This is a genomic window from Streptomyces sp. NBC_01635 (genome assembly GCF_045209715.1).
GTDB lineage: Bacteria > Actinomycetota > Actinomycetes > Streptomycetales > Streptomycetaceae > Streptomyces > Streptomyces hirsutus.
The window spans coordinates 8536619-8555587 of the sequence record NZ_CP109277.1 but is presented as its reverse complement, the minus strand read 5'-3'; the positions used below and the strand labels follow the sequence as shown (position 1 = coordinate 8555587).

Sequence of the window (18969 nt, the reverse complement as noted above, 5' to 3'; positions counted from 1 at the left end):
GCGCCGGGCAGACGGCGGCGGCTGGCGGACGGTACGGGACCGGTCAGCCGCCCAGTGCCGACAGCACCACCGTCCTGGCCTCCTCCTGCACCCGGCGGAGGTGGCCGGGGCCCTGGAAGGACTCGGCGTAGATCTTGTACACGTCCTCGGTGCCCGAAGGGCGGGCCGCGAACCAGGCGTTGGCCGTGGTCACCTTGATGCCGCCGATGGACGCGCCGTTGCCGGGGGCCTCGGTGAGCACCCCGGTGACCGCCTCCCCGGCGAGGGTGTCGGCGGTGACCTGCTCGGGAGAGAGTTTCGCCAGGCGGGCCTTCTCCTCCCGGGTCGCCGGGGCGTCGATCCGCTCGTAGGCGGGCTCGCCGAAGCGGGCGGTGAGCGCGGCGTAGTGCTCGGAGGGCGTCCTCCCGGTGACCGCGGTGATCTCGGAGGCGAGCAGCGCGAGGAGGATGCCGTCCTTGTCGGTGGTCCACACCGAACCGTCACGGCGCAGGAAGGAGGCGCCGGCGGACTCCTCACCGCCGAAGCCGAGGGTGCCGTCCGCCAGTCCGTCGACGAACCACTTGAAGCCGACGGGCACCTCTACCAGTTCGCGCTTCAGCTCGGCGGCGACCCGGTCGATCATCGCGGAGGACACCAGCGTCTTGCCGACACCGGCCCCGGCAGGCCACTGCTCGCGGTGCGCGTAGAGGTACTGGATGGCCGTGGCGAGGTAGTGGTTCGGGTTCATCAGGCCGGCGTCCGGGGTGACGATGCCGTGCCGGTCGGCGTCCGCGTCATTGCCGGTGGCGATGTCGAAGCGGTCGCGCCGCTCGATGAGGGACGCCATGGCGTGCGGAGACGAGCAGTCCATGCGGATTTTGCCGTCCCAGTCCAGGGTCATGAACCGCCAGGTGGGATCGGTGAGGGGGTTGACCACCGTGAGGTCGATGCCGTGCTGTTCGGCGATCCGGCCCCAGTAGTCGACGGACGCCCCGCCCAGCGGGTCGGCCCCGATACGGACGCCTGCCGTACGGATCGCCTCCAGGTCCAGCACGCTCGGCAGGTCGGCGACGTAGGTGCCGAGGAAGTCGTAGCGGCCGGTACCGGGGGCGGTGAGGGCGCGGGCGTAGGGAATGCGCCGGACGTCCTCGAGGCCGCCCCGGATGATCTCGTTGGCCCGGTCCTGGATCCAGCCGGTCGCCTCCGAGCCCGCGGGGCCGCCGCTGGGCGGGTTGTACTTGAAGCCGCCGTCGGCGGGCGGGTTGTGGGACGGGGTGACGACGACGCCGTCCGCGAGGCCGGTGGTGCGGCCCCGGTTGTGGGTGAGGATCGCGTGCGAGACCGCGGGGGTCGGCGTGTAGCCGTCGGCGCTGTCGATGAGCACCGTGACTCCGTTGGCCGCGAACACCTCCAGGGCGGTGACCCGCGCGGGCTCGGACAGCGCGTGGGTGTCGGCGCCCAGGAAGAGCGGGCCGTCGGTGCCCCGGCCGGCGCGGTACTCGCAGATGGCCTGGCTGGTCGCGGCGATGTGGTCCTCGTTGAACGCGCCCGCCAGGGACGATCCCCGGTGCCCCGACGTCCCGAACGCGACACGTTGTCCCGCGTCCTGGGGGTCCGGGTGCACCGCGTAATACGCCGTGACCAGCCGAGCGACGTCGACGAGATCCTCGGGGCGGGCCGGGCCGCCCGCTCGCTCGTGCTGCATGTGCCCACTCCTTGGCAGGGGTTGATTCTGCGCTTGTGGACACATCCTTCCTCTTCGAGGCCGCACTGCGCGAGTGGAACCGCCCGGCCCCGCACCGCCCCCGGGTCAGATGCGTCCGCCGGTCATCCGCGTGAAAGGACCGTGGCTGTGGCGTTCCGCGCGGCGCCCCACCGCGTAGGACGCGGCGCTCAGCACGGTCAGGCCCGCCCCGACGCCGGCGGCGACGAGCTTGCGGTGGGTGAGGACCGTCCAGGCGGTCACGGCGGTGGCGGCGACCTGTCCCGAGGTGGCGACGACCGCCCGGCGGCCCGCCTCGACGCCCTTGGCCGCGCTCTGCACGGCACCGTTCGCCACTCCGGCCGCGCGCTCGGCGCCCGACTTGGCCGCTGACGCCGCGTCACCCGCCTTGGTGGCAACGCCACCGGCGGCCCGCTCCGCGGGAGCGGTCGCCTTCTCCGTGGCGTTCCGGGCCTTGGACGCGGCGGTCCGGGTGGAGGTGGTCTTCTGATTCGCGCTCTTGTTCTGTTCACTCATGGACACCGACTTGCCGCTGAACCCCTCGGCAAACCCGCCCGGTCCCGGAAGTCCCGCCCCGCGGGCGACGCCGGGATGCGTTCCAGGACACCGCCCGCGAACACGTCGTACAGCGGCAGCGTCTCCAGGTGGACATAGCCGATGTGGCAGTCGCACCTGGTGAGGGGGCAGGCCCGCGGCCGCAGGGCCGCCCGGTAGCTGCCGTCGTAGAGGTTGCCCAGCTCGTCGGGGACGAAGTGGCAGCGGCGGACCGTGCCCTCGCCGTCGACGGAGATCACGGACTCCCCGGTGCGGCAGGGCGCGCCCGCGCTGGCGTGGGGACGGCGGCTGTAGGGGAAGAGCGGGTCCAGCGCGGTCCACACCTCGGCCTCCGCGTCGTCGTAGGTGTGGCCCTCGGCGGCGTTGACCCACAGGTACACCTGGTCCGGCAGTTCCGCACGCAGCCGCCGGGCCGCTTCCAGGTGCTCGGGCAGGCCGACGATGCCGACGCTGAACCGGACACCGAGGCGGGCCAGTTCGTGGCACTTGGCCGAAAAGCGGTCGTACGGGGTCTGCCCCGGATGGTAGGTGCACCACAGGGCGAGGGTGTCGAGGTCGGCGTCGGCGAGCCAGTCGGTGCGGCAGCTGAGGTTGGTCTGGATGGCGACCCGCCGGATGTGCGGCCGGTGGGAGAGTTCCGTCAGGGCGCGCCGGTACCAGGAGCGGACCAGGCCCTCGCCCCAGGGGGTGAAGAGGAGCGAGAGGCGGTCGCCGGTCTGCGCGGTGGCCCAGTGGGTGAACCGCTCCAGGGCGGCCCGGTCGGCGCGCAGCTGCTCCCGGCTGTCGCGGCGCTTGGCGAAGGGGCAGTACGGGCAGTCGTAGTCGCACGAGGCGAGCGGGCCCCGGTAGAGCACGGTCAGGTCCATGGGGCTGGTCGGGGAGCCGGTCATGGGGCGGGTCTCACTTCCGCTCGTAGGCGGCCATGGCGGCCCGGACGGCCGACGAGAACAGCTCCGGACCGATGGCGTCGGAGTGGGCGAGCCCTTCCGGGGTCAGTAGCGTCGACGGGGCGTGCGGGCCGTCGTCCGCCAGCCAGCCGCGCTCGGCGAACCGGGACAGTTCGGTGCCGAAGTCGTCCTGGGGCGTGCTGCCGAACCGGGTCCGGTAGTCGGCGGTGTCGAGGCCGTCCGCCTGGAGCAGTGACTGGATGAGGTGCCGGCGGCGGGCCTCGTCGGCGTCGATGGTCCGGCCGTACTCGGCGTGGGCGAAGTCGGCGGCCGGGCGGGAGACGTAGTCGTCGATGATGCCGCGGATCTCGTGCATGCCGACGGCGTAGTCGAAGGAGTAGTGCAGACCGGCGGTGTACGAACGGGCGCCGCAGCCGAGGCCGATCATGCCGTCGGTCTGGCAGGCGTAGTCGTCGGCCTCCTGAGGCGGAGCGTCGGCACGGCGGAACATGCGCATGGACTGCTGGCCGTAGCCGCGGGCGAGGAGATGGTCGCGACCCAGCCGGTACAGGCGCAGCCGCTGCTCGTCCCAGGCCGGGTCGGTGGCCGGTGCGCGGCGGCCGAGGCCGGTCAGGGGGCGTATGTAGAGCGGGTAGAGGTAGAGCTCCTCGGGCTGCCAGGCCAGGGCGGCGTCCAGGGAGCGCAGCCAGGTCCGCTCGGTCTGGCCGTCGATGCCGTAGATCAGGTCGATGTTGAGGACGGGGATCCGGGCCTCGCGAATGCGGCCGAGGGCCGCCTCGACGTCGGCGCGGCGCTGTGGCCGTACGGCGGCGCGGGCCTCGGTGTCGTCGAAGCTCTGGACGCCGAGGCTCAGCCGGGTGGTGCCGCGCGCGGCGAGGACCTCCAGCCGGTCGGCGGTGGCCGTGGCCGGCGAGGCCTCCACGGACAGGGGGACGGCGCGCAGATCGGCGCCCATGCGGTGTTCGGCGATGTCGCACAGCCGCTCGAGTTCGGCGGCGGTGAGGAAGGTGGGGGTGCCGCCGCCGAAGGCCGCCGTGGCGAAGCGCAGGCCGTCCTGCTCGCCCAGGGCCTCCCGCACGGCACCCGCCTGCCGGTCCAGGGCGTCCAGGTAGGCGCCGGTGAGGCCGTCCGGGGCGCCGATGCGGGTGAAGAGGTTGCAGAAGCCGCAGCGGACCTCGCAGAACGGGATGTGGAGATAGAGGGAGAGGGCGTCCTTGGGTTCGGCGGCCCACAGGTCGCGCAGGCGCGGGCGGTCGGGGAGCTGCCGGTAGGCGGTCTTGTGCGGGTAGGCGTAGACGTAGCTCTGGTAGGGGCTCGCCGGGTGTGCGCCGGCGATGTGGGGGTGAGGGCTGGTGGCGGTGGTCATCGGGCGGCCTCGGCGGGGGTGTGGTCCAGGAGGAAGTGGGCGTAGGGCACGGTCCACACGGACGGGTGGCCGATGCGATGACCGGTGTAGCCGTCGTCACCGTACGCGGTGCCGTGGTCGGAGCAGACGACGGCGAAGCAGCGGCGTCTGCTGCTCGCGGCGGCGAAGAGGCGGCCGATGTGCCGGTCGACGTACTCCAGGGCGGCGGCGTGCGTCGCGCGGCTGTCGCCGTCGGCCGGGGTGGCGCCGGGCAGGTGGAACCAGTTGGGCTGGTGCAGGGCGGCCACGTTGACGAAGAGGAACAGGCGCTGCTCGTCGGGCAGTTCCCGGACGACTTCCTCCGCGCGGGTCACCTGGGCCTCGAAGGAGGTGGGCGAGGCGACGCCGAACTCCGGTTCCCAGTGGGACTCCTGGAACATGCCGGGGAGTACCGAGCCGAGAGGTCCCTGCCGGTTGAAGAAGCCGACTCCGCCGATGCACACCGTGCGGTAGCCCTCCTTCGCCAGGCCCGACACCAGGTCCGGGGTGTCGTACACGAAGGTGCCGTCGGCCGTGGTCTCGCTGCCGGCGAAGCGGGCCGCGAACAGGCGGGGGTGCGGGCCGGGGGTGGCGGGCGTCGGCAGGAAGCCGGCGAAGATCGCCTGGTGCGAGGCGTAGGTGAAGCTGCCCGGGGCGTGCCGCTCCTCCCAGCGGCCGCCGGGCAGCAGGCGGGCGAGGTTCGGGGTGCGGCCGGTGGCGGCGAGTTCGGCGGCGACGTCGTGGCGGAGGGTGTCGAGCGTGACGAGCAGGATGTCGTGGCTGCCGACGATCTCGTTCATGTCGGGTCTGCTCGTGCCGAGCCCGTGCCGGTCCGGTCGCCGGGGCGCCGGGGACGCGGTGGGTACGCCGGGTCCGGCGGCCTGCGGGTCGCGCGGGGCGGACGCGTGGGGCGTCGGGTCAGGCGCTGGCATGGGTGGTTCCTGTTCTGTGCGGGTCGTGCGCGTGCTGCTGGAGGTGGTGCGCGTGCCGGTGGCCCGGTTGCCGTGGGCCGCCCTCGGTGCCGGTGCGGCGCAGGACGGCGGTGATCTGGGCCGCGTAGGTGTCGAGGCCCTCCGCTCCGCTGCCCGGCAGACCCGTGAGGCGGGGCAGCAGGTCGCCGAAGGCGTTGACCTCGCCGACCGCGAACCGGCGCCACCCTGTGGCCGGGAGCAGGTCGACGCCCACGCACAGGGTGCGGGGGAAGCAGGCCGCCGCCCGCTCGCACACGGCGAGGACGTCCGACCACCGCCCGCCCCCCGCCTGTACGGCGCCCCGGACCGCGTCCAGGTCGCCGCGCCTTCCGCCGAGGTGGAGGTTGGTCAGCGGCGAGGTGCTGGTGCGCACCACAACGTGGGTCGCGCGGCCGTCCACCACCACGATCCGCAGGTCGGCGGCGCGGCCCCCCAGCGAGGCCTTGGGCAGCCAGCGTTCGAGGTGCAGACCGTCGGGTGCCAGCGTGTCGACGATCGCGGCGATGTCCCGCTCGCGTTCGTAACGGCGCAGCTTGAGGGAGTTGAACAGAGCTCCGTCCGGAGCCAGTTCGACGGAGGTGGTGGCCCGGATACGGCCGGCGGCCGACGACTCGACGGCGAGTACACCGGAGGCCGAGGAACCGTGCGCGAGCTTGACGAAGAGCCTCGGCATCCGGTGCTCGCGCATGACCGCACGGACGTCGTCCCAGCCCCGGACCGGTGCCGCGTCCTCTCCGGAGGTGGGCGACCGGGGCACGGGGACGTCCGCCGCGGCGAGGATCGCGTGGCAGCGCCGCTTGTCGAACAGGACGGCCAGGTCGCCGGCGTCGTCGAGCCGGACTCCGCCCCGCAGTTCCCGGACCGCCCGGGTGAACCGCGTGTACCAGCGTGCCGAACCCTCGACCCTCATGGGGTCCGGGGTGTCCCGCAGCAGTCGGTCGACCTCCGGGTTCTCGCCGGGTGAATCGAGCCGGACGATCTCTTCCGGCGCGAAGTCTGCTCCGCCCGCACGCAGGACCTCGGCCCAGGGCACGACGCGCGGTGCGGGCAGCCCGGCCGCGCGTACGCCGTCGGCGAAGAGGGTGACCCTGCGGTTCTCCGGGTTGCCCACGACGGCGAAGCGCACGGGCGGGCCGGCCGTCGGGGCGGCCGGCCCGGTCCGGGCGGGCACCGGAAGGGGCGGCTGAGGCTGCATCACGCGGTCGTCACTCCCCGACCGACACGTAACGCTCGACGATGCCCTCGTCCTCGTACTCCTCGGCGCCGTCCGGGTCCAGATCGATCTCGACGCCCGCGGTCACGAGGGTCTCGGTCAGGCGCTGCCGGACGGGTTCGCTGAGGTAGTTGTGGTGCAGGTCGAGCTTCTTCAGGTGGGTCAGCGGCTGACCGCCGAGGAGGGCGGCGGCGCCCTCGTCGCCGAGGGTACCCATGGACAGGTCGAGCACGTCGAGACGGGCGACCACCGGGGCGGAGGCGACGGCGGCGGCGACCTCGTCCTGGATCTCGCTGTTGCGCAGGGCGAGGTGGCGCAGGTTCGGGAAGCGGTCACCGGACAGGATCGGTGCCAGGTCCGCGGTCTCGCTGTCGGCGCCGTACCACGAGGTGCCGAGCCACAGGTCGAGGTGTTCCAGCGCGGGCAGTTCACTGGCCCCGACACCCCGGACGACGTCCACCGGGAGCCCGCCGGACTCCAGGGCCAGCGCGCGCAGTGCGTCATGACGCAGGGCGGGGAACTTCAGCCCCTGGCTGCCCCGCACCCCGAACTCCTCCAGGGCGGGGAAGCCCGCCAACAGGGGGGAGACGTCGGCTTGGGTGATCCAGGAGATCTCGGCCTCCTCGGAGGTCATGTCCCCGAGGAACAGTGCTCGCAGGGCGGGCAGACGGTCGCGCGCGGCCAGCAGCACCTCTATGACCCTGGACGAGGACGCCTCGTACGCGTCTTCCCAGGGGCCCACGACCAGGGCCCGCACCTTCGTCGTGTCGACCGTGGCGCAGAACCGGGCGAAGGCCTCCTCCCACGTCTCCTCGGCGTCGTACGTCTCGGTGGCGATCCGCCAGGCCACGGTCTCGGGCCGGGGCAGGTCGGCCGCCGTGTCGGACGCTCCGGGCGAGTGGAAGACGCGCAGGCCGTACAGCTCCTCGAGGTGAGCGACGTGGGTCATGCGGACTGCTCCTGACATGTGATGAGCGAACGGATGGCGTTCCAGGTCCGACGCCGCCACGGAACCCGGGATGCGAGCCGCCCGACGGTGCGTGCAGCAGTTCTACCAACAGCGACTGACAACATCCCGCGGCGGGTCTGGCCAGGGACTGTTGTCAGTGGTGGCCCGTACGGTCCTCCCACTGACCCCGGAGCACCGTGCGCCGGGGTGGAGGGGAGAGCCATGTACCGGCAGGGAGACGTGCTGATCGTGCCCGTCGCGGAGGAGGCGGTGCCCGCGCACGTCCCGGACGCGCCCAAGGAACCGCGTGACGCCCGGGGCCGGCTGGTGCTGGCCCTGGGAGAGGTCACCGGGCATGCGCACGCGGTCGTCGGAAAGGGCGAACTGGTGAGCGAGCCGGGTCCCTTCGGGCCGCTGCTGCTGCATCTGCCCGAGGACGGCCGGGTGGTGCACGAGGAGCACGCGACGATCCCGCTGCCCAAGGGGTGGTACCGCGTGATCCGGCAGCGCGAGTACGTCCCCGGTTCCGTACGGATCGTCGCCGACTGAGCGGCACGGCCGGCAAGCACCACGACGGGTACCAGGGCGTGAGGAACGCGAAGTGCACGCAGAGCACGAACAGCACCAAGAGCACGGATCGAACGAGCGGCGCGGGCAGGGGACGTTGACGATGACGACGACGGAGCAGACGAACGGTACGGCGGCCGGGACCGGCGTCTTCCCGTCGAGGGCGGGCGAGGACGGCGCACAGGACCCGGGGCGCTGGCGTGCGTGGGCCGCGAGCGCGGAACCCGCCGACCGGGACGCGGCCGAGGAGGGCGTCCGGCTGGCGTACCGGCGCGCCGGGCTGCCGGAGCCGGAGCGGCTGGTCTGGGCCCGATCGCCGCGCGAGGGCGTGACCTTGGTGCGGCAGGGCACCGGCTTCGGGGCGAGCGTGCGCGAGGCGGTACGCACGGCCCCCTGGGCGGCCGAACGCGCGCGTCTGCACGAGCGGTTGGGCGCGGCGGGCTGGGCGCGGCACTGGTCGGCGACCGGCGGTGCGCTCTGGGATTCCACGCAGGCGCTGACGGATCGGATCGGCACCGGGGTGCTCGACGAACTCGCCGCCGACGACACGGACGCCCGTACCGGGATACGGCTGGTCCTCCTGGACGCGCTGCTCGGACAGCACGACGCGCCGTGGCTGGCCGCACTGGAGGCCGACGGGGCCTCCCCACTCGACGGACTGGCGCAGGTGTGCCGCAGCGCCGGCTGGTGGTGGCCCTTCGAGAAGGTGGCGGTGGTGTGCGAGCGCCCGGTCGCCCTGCACCGTGACGAGGCGGGCCGGCTGGACCACGGGGACGGCCCGGCGCTGGAGTACCCCGACGGGTTCGCCCTGTGCGCCTGGCGCGGCATGCCGGTGGAACGCGCCTTCCTGGAGGACCTGCGCACCCTCACGCCGGAGCGGATCCGTGCCGAGGAGAACGCCGAGCTGCGCCGGGTGATGCTGGAGTACTACGGCTACGACCGCTACCTGGCCGATTCCGGGGCACAGCCCATGCACCGGGACGAGACGGGCATCCTCTGGCGGATCGAACTCGACGACGACGAGCCGGTCGTGATGGTGGAGGTCGTCAACTCCACGCCGGAGCCCGACGGTACCCACCGCACGTACTGGCTGCGGGTGCCGCCGACGACGCGGACCGCCCGGGAGGGAGTGGCCTGGACGTTCGGGCTCGAGGCCGGGGTCTACGAGCCGTTGCGGCAGACGTGAGGCGGCCGTCCCGCCGGCCGCAGGGCTGAGTCGGCCTGGAGGGGGTAAGCGGAGGACGTACCGGCAAGGACGACATTCGGTGACCGACGAGTGACCACCGGCCGACCGGGCCACCGGGAACGAGGTCCCGTGGAAAGGAGCCCCTCATGGCCGGAATCGTGGAGCGCATCAAGCGGTTCGCCGGCAGCCCTCAGGGACGGCGCGCGACGGAACAGGTGCGGCGTGCCGCGGCCGACCCCCGGCGCCGGGCGCAGGCCCAGCGGATGCTGGGCAGGCTCCGCGGCGGCCGCCGCCGCTGACCGTTCGTACCGCTCGTCGGAGCGGTCCGGGGCCCGTGAAGTCCCGGGCCGCGCGGCTGTGACCAGGAAGACCAGGAAGGAGCCTCATGGATGAGCCGTCGGTCCGCGCTGTGGGCTGGGCACGTTCCCTGCCGATGGGCGGGGAGGTGAAGGCCGCCCGGGACTGGGCGCGGGAGCACCTCAACGCCCTGGGATGGACCAGCACGGCGCCCGAGACGGCGGACGCCGTGCTGCTGACCGTGTCGGAGCTGGTCACCAACGCCCACAAACACGCCCACAGCAACGCCCAGTTGACCCTGTCCCGCGACGACAACTGCCTGCACATCTCCGTCCACGACACGTCCGCCGAGCTGCCGGCCCGCCGCAGCCCGGGGCTCGAGGGCACCGGGGGGCGCGGCATGCTCCTCGTGGACGCCCTGGCCGACGAGTGGGAGAGCCGCCCCTGTCCCCACGGCAAGTCGGTCACCGCCTGCTTCCGCGGGCCGCGGACGGAAAGGGCGCCGGGGGCGGAAGCGGAGCACTGATCGGGCCGCTGCCCGCAGGACGGCCACACCGGAATACGATCGGTCCGCCCCGATCCCCGAGGAGTTCCGTCCGGTGACCGCCGTCCTCCCCCCGCCCCGCGTCTCCGGCGGGCTGCTGCGCCCGCGCCGCCTGACCCGTGTCGAGGACGGTGGGGACCTGCACGCCCTGCTGTGGGCCCCCGGACCGGGCATGCGGATGATCAGCAGCGCGGTGCTGGGCGGCGGCATCGGCGAACGGTGCTGGGTCCTCAACGCCCAGGTATCCCACGGCTACCGGCGCACCGACCCGGACCGGCACCTCGCCGAACTCGCCGCCGGAGCGGGCGCGCGCGGTCCGGGGGTCGGTCTGATGACGGCCGCCGACGTCTCGGCGTACGCCCACGCGCACGACAACGGTGTGGAGGCGATCGTCACCTCGGGCATCGACGTACGCGGCTGGGCGGCGGTCCCCGAAGCCGAGGAGGCGGCTGCGGGAAGCGGCGCGCAGGCGCCGGGCACGATCAACATCGTGGTGGCGCTGCCGGTGCCGCTCACCGACGCCGCCCTGGTCAACGCGGTGGCCACCGCGACGGAGGCGAAGACACAGGCCCTTCTGGAGGCCGGTCACCACTGTTCCGGAACCCCCACCGACGCGGTGTGCGTCGCCGCCCGCACCCCCTCCCCCGGCGAGACGCCGCACGCCTTCGCCGGGCCCCGCTCTGCCTGGGGAGCACGGTTGGCACGCGCCGTTCACCGCGCTGTGCACGACGCGACGCCGCCCTCGTTCTGAGCGGTGGCGGCCCGGCAGCTCGGGCCCCTGCTCCTCGGCCCGGTCGGCCGAGGCGTCGAAGTGTCGAGACGCGTCTCGGAGTCAAACGCGGGTGCCGTTCGGACCGGGTTCCCGCGCGACGACCTGGCCGAGCGGGCGACGGCGTTCGCACTCGGCGGCCTCGGTCTCGCAGAGTTCCGCCGGCCTGGCGGGCACGGCACGGTGGCGGACCGGGACCAGCGCCTGCACGGCCGGATTGCGCACTCGGCCGCCGACGCCCCGCAGGGGGTGTTCGTCCACGGTCACCAGGCACTCCTCATCCCGGGACCGCAACTCGACGGCGATCCGCGCCGTGCCGAACGCGCCCGCCCGGGCCTCGAGTTCCAGGGCCTCGCCCCACTCACAGCGCCGGACGACCATCTCGTTGGCCAGGCGAACGGGCCCCAGCCGCACTTCGTACCGGATCGCCGCTCCGAGCCGGGGCCACTGCCCGCACACCGGCTCCGACGACGAGGCCCCCACCACCCGGTCCGCAGAGCGGCTGCCGTCCGCGAGGACGTCCCAGACCGTCTGCGGACTCGTTCTGATCAGACGAGGCCGAACCGCCACCACGACCTCCCGCGTACGGACCTGTACGAGCGCATCAACCGGTCCCGTCCGCCCGTACCCGGGCCGGGCGCCGACACGCGGTCAGCCATCGGTGCCCGGCCCGGGTGCGGGCGGGCGCGGGCGCTGCCCGTGCCGTGCGGGCGCGCCCGGCGCCAGGGCCCAGCGGATGCCGGCGGTGACGGCGATGCCCAGCGGGCGGACGACCACACCCTCGGCGGGCGGCACCCGGGGCAGCCGCAGCGCGCGCGAGGCCCAGAGGGGCAGCAGCGACACCGCTCCGGCCGCGAGGGCGCCGTACGGCAGCCGGGCGAGAACCGGCACGGGCGGGTGGAGCAGCAGGAAGCGCGCCACGCCGCGTGCCTCGGGTGTGGAGCGCAGCTCGCTCCGGTAGGCGGCGAGCCGGTCGGTGAGCTCGGCACGGTTCGTCGGCGGGTCGGGCACGCCGAGCGCGGTGGCGATGCGCGCCATGTCCTCGACGTACGCGTCGCAGCCGGCGGCATCCAGCGGCCGGGCGCCGAAGCGCTGGTGGGCACGGAGGAAGCAGTCGACCTCCGCGATGTGCACCCAGCACAGCAGATGGGGGTCGGCGGCGCGGTACTCCTGTCCGTCGGGGGTGGTGCCGTACACCGTCGCGTGCACGGCCCGTACCCGGTCGACCGCCCGCTGGGCGCTGTCGGCCGGGCCGTAGGTGGTCATGGCGAGGAAGGTGCTGGTCCGCTGGAGGCGTCCCCAGGGGTCGCCGCGGAACCCCGAGTGCCCCGCGACGGCGGCCATGGCCAGCGGATGGAGCGACTGGAGCAGCAGCGCCGACAGCCCGCCGATGAACATCGAGGCGTCCCCGTGCACCTGCCGGACGGGGCGCTCGGGACCGAACCAGCGCGGGCCGGGCGCGCCGTGGATACGGGCGCGGTTGTCGGGACCGTCCGGTCCCGCCACCCGGGAGAAGATCGCCTCGCCGATCCGGTCGCGCAGTACCCGGCCGTTGTCCGAGAGGAGTTCCATCGCTCGCACCGCCTCCTTGCACCCGCGACGCCCGGTCGGCGCGCGACCGGCCGGCGCCCCTGCACCGTGCCTGCTCCCACGCCTGCCCGCTCCCCGTCCAGTACCCGTGATCCGCCAGGTCACCACGCCCGCCTCACTCCCCGGCACGCCTCACGGAACGTCCCCCCTCCAGTCGAACACCCTCCCGTCCCCGGCGCGGGGCACGTACACGGCGCGGCCGCCCGCGCCGTAGCGCCCTATCTCGGTGGGCAGCCCGACACCGCCACGCAGTTCCGTCCCGCACAGGTCGGTGATGTCCAGCAACAGACCGTCCAGCGGCCCGCCGGCCAGTTCCACGTAGGACCGCCCGTCGCGCGGTCCCGGATCGTCGTGGTCCGCCCCGTAGACCCGGCCACGCATGAACTCCAGCTCGTCCATACCCGCAGGGTGGCATCCCCCACTGACAATCGCCGCCCCGCGCCGGAGCGGAGCCGGGGCTTCTGTCCTCCCCCGCGTCCGCTCCGGCCGGGCGGTGCGGGAGGTCAGCGGGCGCCCGTCCAGCTGTGGGCGACGTCGATGACGAGGCGGTCCTGGAGCTGCAGCACCCGGAACGGCAGCCGGGCGCGCACGCCGAGCCCGATCTGGGTGTCGCCCTCGAAGCTGGCGGCGAAGCGGGTGTCCCTGAAGGTGCGGTACCCGGCCGGGTTCACACCCGGCAGTGGCTGCCCGGCGCGGGCGGGGTAGGCGGGCTCGCCGGTCTCGGGGTCGTAGGACGGTGCGGCCACCCGTACTTCGAGGACGGCGCCGCCGGTGACGGGGATGCGGGTGCCGGAGCCGTCCTGGTACAGCCGGTCGACGTACCGGACCGTGTATCCGACCGCTCCGGCACTGCCGCCGCCCGTGCCCGGCAGGTCGACGACCATCCGGTCGTAGCAGTCGTGGCGGCCGGTCCTGACGTCGCGGACCGGCGTGGTCGTGGCGGTGCCGGCCGTGGCGCTCTTGGCCAGGCTGCCCCAGCCGGTGGGGCAGGCCGTGGACGGGGCCGTCGCCGCCGGAGCGGCGGACGGGGCGGCGAGGGCGGGCGTCGCCGCCGTACTCAGCGCGGCACCTACGAGTGCCAGGGTCACGTAGATGGTTCTGGTTTGCATGATTTCCTGCCCCCAGGGGTTGCATCCTGCTGATATCGGGTGAGACGACCTGGTTGACCCAAAGGTTGCGTTCTTCTGGGCAGATCCCGTTTCGCGCTCGGAGCACGTCCACAGCATGTCCGGTTCACGCCCGGGGCGCCCCCGGAGCGGGCCCGGGGCCGTCCCCCGCCACGCCGGAGCACCGGGCATGGCACATCCTGCGGGGGAGCGAACGATGTCCTGTGCGTCCGCACCGGGAGGACGCGAGAGGGAAGAGGCAGCTTCCGGGCCGACCGGGGAGCGGCCGGGAGACCGGCACGGCCCCGGCCCGGCCGCGGGCGGGGCCGGGGACGCGGGGCGGATCGAGGATGTCCTCGCGCAGCCCTTGGTGGCGGCGGTCGAGGCCCTCGGAGGGTATGGCGGCCTGGTGTACCTGAGGTCGCGCGACCGGCGTTCGCTGGTGCTGTGCGTGGTGGCCGGGGTGCCCCGGTCGCTGCTGAGACCCTGGTGGCGGGTGCCGATGGGCGGCGCGCTGCCGATGGCCGAGGCCTACCGCTCGGGCGGGCGGCTGTGGCTGCCGGACGAGCGGGCGACGATGCTGCGCTTCCCCCCGTTCACCGCCGCGCTGCCGCACTCGTTCGCCTCCGCCCACCAGCCGGTGTCGGTGGGCGGGGAGACCGTCGGAGTCCTGGTCGTGTTCCGCGGGCTGCTCGTCGCAGTCAAGGCCGCCGTCCTCAACGTCCTGTCCATCACCGCGTCCTACGGCGTCGTCGTCGCCGTCTTCCAGTGGGGCTGGGGCGGGCCCGCGCTCGGCGTGTCCGGCACGGTGCCGATCGAGAGCTATGTGCCGATGATGATGTTCGCGATCGTCTTCGGCCTCAGCATGGACTACGAGATCTTCCTGCTCTCCCGCGTCCACGAGGCCTGGCTGCGCACCGGCGACGCCAAGGCCTCGGTCGCCCACGCCCTGGAGATCACCGCGCGGGTCATCACCTGCGCCGCGCTGATCATGGTGAGCGTGTTCGCGGCATTCGTCGTGAGCGACAACGTCGTGGTCAAGATGCTCGGTCTGGGGCTTGCCGTCAGCGTGCTCATCGACGCCACCGTCGTACGACTGCTGCTGGTCCCGGCCGTCATGACGCTGCTCGGCCGGCACGCCTGGTGGACACCCTGGTGGCTGGACCGGATCCTGCCGCACATCGACACGGAGGGTGAGGCCGTGCCGGCGCCCTCCCGGACGCCCGGGTAGCGCTCAGGGCCGGAGACACGGACGCCTCGGGTGCCGGGCATGCGACGGCGGCAGGTCCCGGGGGTACCTGCCGCCGTCGTACCGCGCCCGCACCTCACCAGGCGGGACGTTTTGGGTCAGGCGCGTCGCACGCGACGCAGGAGCACGACTCCCGCGACGAGCAGGACGGCGCCCACCGCCGCCGGCCAGAGCTGGGCTCCGGTGTCGGCCAGACCTCCGTTCACTGCCTGCGGCTCGGTGGAGTCCGCGGCAGCGGCCTGCTGTCCGCCGTCGTTGGTCGCCGTGCCCACGTCCGGCGTCGCCTGGCCGGCTCCGTCGTCGTCCTGACCGGCGCCTGCCACGTTGTCGCCCTTGGCCGAGGCCCGGACCTCGGGCTGCTCGTCGCCGGGCGGGGTGGTGGCGTCGTCACCCGCGGGCTCCTCGGTGGCCGGGGCGTCGGCCGGGGGCTCCGAGGGGTTCTCCTGCTGGTCGTCGCCGCCGTTGCCGTTGTCCTTGCCGCCGTTGTCGCCCGGCTGCGCGCCGCCGTCGTCCTTGCCGCCGTTGTCCTTGCCGCCGTTGTCGCCCGGCTGCGCGCCACCGTTGTCGTTGCCGCCCTCCTCGGGGGCGGAGGGCGCCTCGGTGGGCTCCTCCTCCGGGTCCTCACCCGGCTGCTCGCCGCCGCCGGCACCCGCACCGCAGGTGCGACCGCCGTTGATGCAGTCGACCATCTCCTGCATCAGGTCCTCTTCGAAGACGTTGACGAAGTCGCCGTGGTCGGTGCCCGGCTTGTGCAGCTGCTCCGGGAAGGAGTCCACGGCGAACAGCGGGGTCGTCGCGCCGCCGTCGTTCAGGCTGGGCGCGTCGACGTCGTAGACGATGCGCTGGACCAGCTGCGGCACGGGCGTGAAGCCGGACGGGCAGTTGCCCTGGGCGTCCACGAACGCCATGTGCGTACGGTGGTTGGCGCTGTCGATGTTGCGTCCGTCCCAGCAGCTCTGGAAGTCGAAGGTACGGACCACGTCACTGCCCTGCGGGCACAGCGGGTACTTGTCCGCCAGCTGCCGGTCCTCGAAACCGGTGCAGCTCCAGGACGCGTTGGCGTTGGCGGGGCCGTTGACGAAGGACTTGGCGTCACCCGTGATGATGCGCAGCAGCCTCGGCATGGCCGTGACCTCGCCCTGCGGATTGCCCACGAAGGTCAGCGTGACCTCCTTGGGCGTCACGATCTCACCGACGTTGCCCTCGATGCCGCCGCCGGGTGAATTGGCGTCCTGCTCCTCGGTGCCGTTCTGCAGCCGCAGCACGGGCCAGTAGTACGACGACTTGTCGCTCTGGTTCTCACAGGTGGTGTCGGCCGCCGCCAGCTCGTCGTCGCTGGAGAAGGCGTTGGTGGCCTGGTTGCCGATGTAGTCGTGGAAGTGGTGCGCGCCGTTGGCGACGCCCGGGGCGGCGATCACGTTGTCCGAGTTGAACAGGCCGTTCTCGTTGACGCCGCACCTGCTGACGAAGGTGCCCTTCGAGGCGTCGCCCGACTCGGCGGGCTTGGCCGCGTTGGGCTGGATGCTCTTGATGTCCACGAAGTCCGCGGCGACGGGCCCGTTGCCCGCCTGGCCGCCGTTTCCGCCGCCCTGTTCGCCTTCTTCTCCCTGTCCGCCCTCCTGACCGTTCCCGTCCTGGCCGTCGCCGGGCTGGGCGGACGCGTTACCGGAGTCGACCACGGAGCAGTCGGCGAGTTCGCCGAGGCCCTCGGGGCGGTCGCCCTCCTGCTCCATGGCACCCGAGATGCGGTCGAGGGTCGCGGAGCGCTCCTCCTCGAGCGGGCCCACGACCTTCTCGTCGGCGACGCCGGGGTCCTGCTGAATGGCCGGGGCGGACTCCGCCAGGCGCTGGTAGGCCTGGGCGATCTGCTCGTCCAGCGCCGCGAGTTCCTTGTCGACGGCCGGCCGCGCCTTCTCGGGGACCGTGGTCAGGTTGGTCCCCACGTCGGGGCAGTCGATGGTGGCGCCACCGAGAACCCGCGTCTGACCGGCCCCGTCGGCGTCGTCCTCCGTCGCGGAAGCATAGACATTGGCCGCCATCAACCCCCCTCCGCCCAGGATCAGCGCGACCGCTGCGAAGGTCGCGCGCTGTGGCCCTCGGGGGCGTCTGCGTGTGTTGCGTGCCAAGGCAGTACTCCTACGCTTCTGTCGCGGGGGGCATGAAATTCCCACGCCTCATACGTAGGTGCTCCGCGATGCGTTCAAGCGCCTCACGATTTCTTCGAAGAATCTCAGGACCCCCGGCGCACCCGAGCCCCCGGGTCCCGCCCGACTCGGCCTGCGCGGAGGGGACTTCGGGGGCCGGGCAGTGCAAGGAACGGCTGGTCAGCCGAAGTTCACGTCACTGCACAGGAAATACGTCTGGTCCATGTGCGAGGCCTGCCAGACCGTGTAGACGACATGGCGGCCGCTGTAGCCGGACGTACTCACCGGGATCGAGTAGTTCTGGCTCGGGCCGTACGAGCCGGTGGTGGCCACCAGTTCGAGGTCGTCCCAGGTCAGCGGCTGGGTGGTGGGGTCGAAGCCCTGCCGGGTGACGTAGACGAGGAAGTAGTCCGCGCCATGGCTCGCCTGGTCGTACAACTGGACGGTGAAGTCGTTGTCCACGTCGGTGGTCCGCCAGGCGCCCACCGTGTCCATGGAGTTGTAGCGACCGCCCTCGGTCCGTCCGCCGCTGCACAACTGACCGTCGGGGATCACTGCCTCGAAATCACCGGCGGAGCCGTCGCGGTAGAGACCGTTCCAGTTCCACATGGCGTTGGGGTTGTCCTGCCACGCCTGCCAGCACATGGGGTCCTCGTCCGCCATGGCCGGATTCTGGAAGTCACTCCCCCAGCGCAGCCAGCAGCCGTAGTTGCGGGACGCCGGGTCGACCACCGAGCCGTGCGCGACCGCGGTGCCGCTCCAGGGGATCAGACACAGCAGCGCGGCGACGAGGACGCTCAGGACGATCGGGGGACACGATGCGACACGAACCCGTAAGTCACGTACATGCCAGTTCATGATCTCCTTCTTCCGGGTGGGGGGACGTGCGGACGCCGGCGCGCGACGTGCGGAGGTGCCAGTGCACGTGGGGGTGCATACAGGGGTGCACGCCGGAGCGCACACGAAGGATCCATGGGAGCGCTCCCAGAAACACAGGCTGCGCCCCGAGAAGCGGAGGGGCAACACCCGTTTGCGCCACTTCCTCGCCGGTCATGGCGTGTTCGACACCGTTCGACGTGCGGGGCGGTCCCGGCCGTCCGAAGCCGGCCGCGATCCGTCCGTCACAGCCGGTCGCGGTCCCGGGTGGAGCGGCCGAGGCAGACGACGGAATCGTCGATGCGCGCCTCGATCTCGTGGAAGCCCATCCGGTCGTAGAACGCCCTGGCGGGCTCGTTGGCCTTCGCCATCACGAGGTGGACCGCCGGCGCCCCGCGGTCGCCCAGCGCCTCGAGGAGTGCCCGCATCAGCTCCCGGCCGCGACCGAGCCCCTGCCGGTCGGGCAGCAGATCGATGTGCAGATGGGCCGGGTAGGCGGCGACTTCGGGGACGGACATCCGCTCGGGACGGTGCAGGAGCCGGGCCGTCTCCTCGCCCCTCGCCCCCGGCGGCCCGGACGGCTCGGGGTGGCGGTCGGCGACCAGGGGCGGCCACGCGGTCCGGAAGTCCCGGGCGAAGCGCTCCGTGTCGGCGACCCCGAGGATGCAGCCGACCGCACGCCCCGCCCGTCGTCCAGGACGAAGGCCGGTCCGGGCTCCAGATGCACGTAGGGGGCGGCGGAGATCGCCGGGAGGATGCTCGGATCGCGGTGCAGGGGGCGGCTGTCCTGGCCGTTGCGCGCGTTGCGGATACAGATGTCGTCGAGGGCCGGCCGGTCCTCGCGCCGGTACGGGCGAATCGAGGGAGACGGGATCACGCCCGGCACCCTGCACCACATGGGAGCGCTCTTACAACTCTGTCGCCCCCTTCTGCCACTTCGTACCGGGACGACGGGCCGA

General features: G+C 73.0%; 18 protein-coding genes and 2 pseudogenes. 6 read left to right on the top strand and 14 right to left on the bottom strand.

What is annotated here, in order from left to right; translation table 11 throughout:
- Positions 1 to 43: 43 nt before the first annotated feature.
- The 7 genes from pgm to OHB56_RS39025 all read right to left on the bottom strand — a co-directional run bounded on the left by pgm (position 44) and on the right by OHB56_RS39025 (position 7682).
- A complete protein-coding gene (gene pgm, locus OHB56_RS39055; RefSeq protein WP_326751034.1) occupies positions 44 to 1684 on the bottom strand; it encodes a phosphoglucomutase (alpha-D-glucose-1,6-bisphosphate-dependent) in 1641 nt (546 codons plus the stop codon).
- A 105-nt stretch (positions 1685 to 1789) separates the two neighbouring features.
- Positions 1790 to 2218, bottom strand: a complete 429-nt coding sequence (locus OHB56_RS39050; protein WP_326751035.1) for a hypothetical protein — start codon at positions 2216 to 2218, stop codon at positions 1790 to 1792.
- Positions 2215 to 3123 (bottom strand): STM4011 family radical SAM protein, encoded by a 909-nt coding sequence (locus OHB56_RS39045; protein WP_406359304.1) that lies wholly within the window; start codon positions 3121 to 3123, stop codon positions 2215 to 2217. The genes OHB56_RS39050 and OHB56_RS39045 overlap by 4 nt, the downstream gene beginning before the upstream one ends.
- A gap of 34 nt (positions 3124 to 3157) precedes the next feature.
- On the bottom strand, positions 3158 to 4531 hold the full coding sequence (locus tag OHB56_RS39040; protein ID WP_406358623.1) for an STM4012 family radical SAM protein: 1374 nt from the start codon (positions 4529 to 4531) through the stop codon (positions 3158 to 3160).
- Entirely contained in the window at positions 4528 to 5349 is an 822-nt protein-coding gene (locus OHB56_RS39035; RefSeq protein WP_326751037.1) for an STM4013/SEN3800 family hydrolase, read from the bottom strand. The genes OHB56_RS39040 and OHB56_RS39035 overlap by 4 nt, the downstream gene beginning before the upstream one ends.
- 118 nt (positions 5350 to 5467) lie before the next feature.
- On the bottom strand, positions 5468 to 6715 hold the full coding sequence (locus tag OHB56_RS39030) for an STM4014 family protein (RefSeq protein ID WP_406359303.1): 1248 nt from the start codon (positions 6713 to 6715) through the stop codon (positions 5468 to 5470).
- Between the two features lie 10 nt (positions 6716 to 6725).
- On the bottom strand, positions 6726 to 7682 hold the full coding sequence (locus tag OHB56_RS39025) for an STM4015 family protein (protein ID WP_326751038.1): 957 nt from the start codon (positions 7680 to 7682) through the stop codon (positions 6726 to 6728).
- Between the two features lie 222 nt (positions 7683 to 7904).
- Here OHB56_RS39025 and OHB56_RS39020 point away from each other — a divergent pair, with 222 nt between their 5' ends.
- From OHB56_RS39020 to OHB56_RS39000, 5 genes are all read left to right on the top strand, one after another.
- Positions 7905 to 8231 (top strand): hypothetical protein, encoded by a 327-nt coding sequence (locus OHB56_RS39020; RefSeq protein ID WP_406358621.1) that lies wholly within the window; start codon positions 7905 to 7907, stop codon positions 8229 to 8231.
- Between the two features lie 121 nt (positions 8232 to 8352).
- Positions 8353 to 9435: a DUF6745 domain-containing protein gene (locus OHB56_RS39015; protein WP_326751040.1), complete on the top strand. Its 1083-nt coding sequence runs from the start codon at positions 8353 to 8355 to the stop codon at positions 9433 to 9435.
- Positions 9436 to 9581: 146 nt separating this feature from the next.
- Positions 9582 to 9734 carry a hypothetical protein gene (locus tag OHB56_RS39010; RefSeq protein WP_107097835.1) on the top strand — a complete coding sequence of 51 codons (153 nt, stop codon included), beginning with the start codon at positions 9582 to 9584 and terminating at the stop codon, positions 9732 to 9734.
- 86 nt (positions 9735 to 9820) lie between these two features.
- On the top strand, positions 9821 to 10258 hold the full coding sequence (locus OHB56_RS39005; RefSeq protein WP_326751041.1) for an ATP-binding protein: 438 nt from the start codon (positions 9821 to 9823) through the stop codon (positions 10256 to 10258).
- A gap of 73 nt (positions 10259 to 10331) precedes the next feature.
- Positions 10332 to 11027, top strand: coding sequence for an adenosylcobinamide amidohydrolase (locus tag OHB56_RS39000; RefSeq protein WP_406358618.1), 696 nt, complete (start codon positions 10332 to 10334; stop codon positions 11025 to 11027).
- A gap of 81 nt (positions 11028 to 11108) precedes the next feature.
- Here OHB56_RS39000 and OHB56_RS38995 read toward each other — a convergent pair whose 3' ends face one another.
- From OHB56_RS38995 to OHB56_RS38980, 4 genes are all read right to left on the bottom strand, one after another.
- On the bottom strand, positions 11109 to 11615 hold the full coding sequence (locus OHB56_RS38995) for an SRPBCC family protein (RefSeq protein ID WP_406358616.1): 507 nt from the start codon (positions 11613 to 11615) through the stop codon (positions 11109 to 11111).
- A gap of 81 nt (positions 11616 to 11696) precedes the next feature.
- Positions 11697 to 12617: an oxygenase MpaB family protein gene (locus OHB56_RS38990; protein ID WP_406358614.1), complete on the bottom strand. Its 921-nt coding sequence runs from the start codon at positions 12615 to 12617 to the stop codon at positions 11697 to 11699.
- A gap of 150 nt (positions 12618 to 12767) precedes the next feature.
- Entirely contained in the window at positions 12768 to 13034 is a 267-nt protein-coding gene (locus OHB56_RS38985) for a hypothetical protein (protein ID WP_055597419.1), read from the bottom strand.
- A 104-nt stretch (positions 13035 to 13138) separates the two neighbouring features.
- On the bottom strand, positions 13139 to 13744 hold the full coding sequence (locus OHB56_RS38980) for a hypothetical protein (RefSeq protein WP_406358612.1): 606 nt from the start codon (positions 13742 to 13744) through the stop codon (positions 13139 to 13141).
- Positions 13745 to 14408: 664 nt separating this feature from the next.
- On the opposite strand from OHB56_RS38980, the pseudogene OHB56_RS38975 reads away from it, so the two are divergent.
- Positions 14409 to 14972: pseudogene (locus OHB56_RS38975) on the top strand (MMPL family transporter); the annotation flags it as partial.
- Between the two features lie 116 nt (positions 14973 to 15088).
- On the opposite strand, the gene OHB56_RS38970 reads toward OHB56_RS38975, so the two are convergent.
- The 3 genes and pseudogenes from OHB56_RS38970 to OHB56_RS38960 all read right to left on the bottom strand — a co-directional run bounded on the left by OHB56_RS38970 (position 15089) and on the right by OHB56_RS38960 (position 18908).
- Positions 15089 to 17029 carry a DUF1996 domain-containing protein gene (locus tag OHB56_RS38970; RefSeq protein ID WP_406359302.1) on the bottom strand — a complete coding sequence of 647 codons (1941 nt, stop codon included), beginning with the start codon at positions 17027 to 17029 and terminating at the stop codon, positions 15089 to 15091.
- A 285-nt stretch (positions 17030 to 17314) separates the two neighbouring features.
- On the bottom strand, positions 17315 to 17992 hold the full coding sequence (locus OHB56_RS38965; protein WP_326751046.1) for a lytic polysaccharide monooxygenase auxiliary activity family 9 protein: 678 nt from the start codon (positions 17990 to 17992) through the stop codon (positions 17315 to 17317).
- 263 nt (positions 17993 to 18255) lie between these two features.
- Positions 18256 to 18908: pseudogene (locus OHB56_RS38960) on the bottom strand (GNAT family N-acetyltransferase).
- Positions 18909 to 18969: the final 61 nt, after the last annotated feature.

Coding starts and splice junctions, on each gene's coding strand:
- OHB56_RS38965 (WP_326751046.1), bottom strand. CDS start 17,992: ATGAACTGGCATGTACGTGACTTACGGGTTCGTGTCGCATCGTGTCCC.
- OHB56_RS39010 (WP_107097835.1), top strand. CDS start 9,582: ATGGCCGGAATCGTGGAGCGCATCAAGCGGTTCGCCGGCAGCCCTCAG.
- OHB56_RS39015 (WP_326751040.1), top strand. CDS start 8,353: ATGACGACGACGGAGCAGACGAACGGTACGGCGGCCGGGACCGGCGTC.
- OHB56_RS39005 (WP_326751041.1), top strand. CDS start 9,821: ATGGATGAGCCGTCGGTCCGCGCTGTGGGCTGGGCACGTTCCCTGCCG.
- OHB56_RS39035 (WP_326751037.1), bottom strand. CDS start 5,349: ATGAACGAGATCGTCGGCAGCCACGACATCCTGCTCGTCACGCTCGAC.
- OHB56_RS39030 (WP_406359303.1), bottom strand. CDS start 6,715: ATGCAGCCTCAGCCGCCCCTTCCGGTGCCCGCCCGGACCGGGCCGGCC.
- OHB56_RS38970 (WP_406359302.1), bottom strand. CDS start 17,029: ATGGCGGCCAATGTCTATGCTTCCGCGACGGAGGACGACGCCGACGGG.
- OHB56_RS38985 (WP_055597419.1), bottom strand. CDS start 13,034: ATGGACGAGCTGGAGTTCATGCGTGGCCGGGTCTACGGGGCGGACCAC.
- OHB56_RS39050 (WP_326751035.1), bottom strand. CDS start 2,218: ATGAGTGAACAGAACAAGAGCGCGAATCAGAAGACCACCTCCACCCGG.
- OHB56_RS39025 (WP_326751038.1), bottom strand. CDS start 7,682: ATGACCCACGTCGCTCACCTCGAGGAGCTGTACGGCCTGCGCGTCTTC.
- OHB56_RS39045 (WP_406359304.1), bottom strand. CDS start 3,123: ATGGACCTGACCGTGCTCTACCGGGGCCCGCTCGCCTCGTGCGACTAC.
- OHB56_RS38990 (WP_406358614.1), bottom strand. CDS start 12,617: ATGGAACTCCTCTCGGACAACGGCCGGGTACTGCGCGACCGGATCGGC.
- OHB56_RS39020 (WP_406358621.1), top strand. CDS start 7,905: ATGTACCGGCAGGGAGACGTGCTGATCGTGCCCGTCGCGGAGGAGGCG.
- OHB56_RS39040 (WP_406358623.1), bottom strand. CDS start 4,531: ATGACCACCGCCACCAGCCCTCACCCCCACATCGCCGGCGCACACCCG.
- pgm (WP_326751034.1), bottom strand. CDS start 1,684: ATGCAGCACGAGCGAGCGGGCGGCCCGGCCCGCCCCGAGGATCTCGTC.
- OHB56_RS38980 (WP_406358612.1), bottom strand. CDS start 13,744: ATGCAAACCAGAACCATCTACGTGACCCTGGCACTCGTAGGTGCCGCG.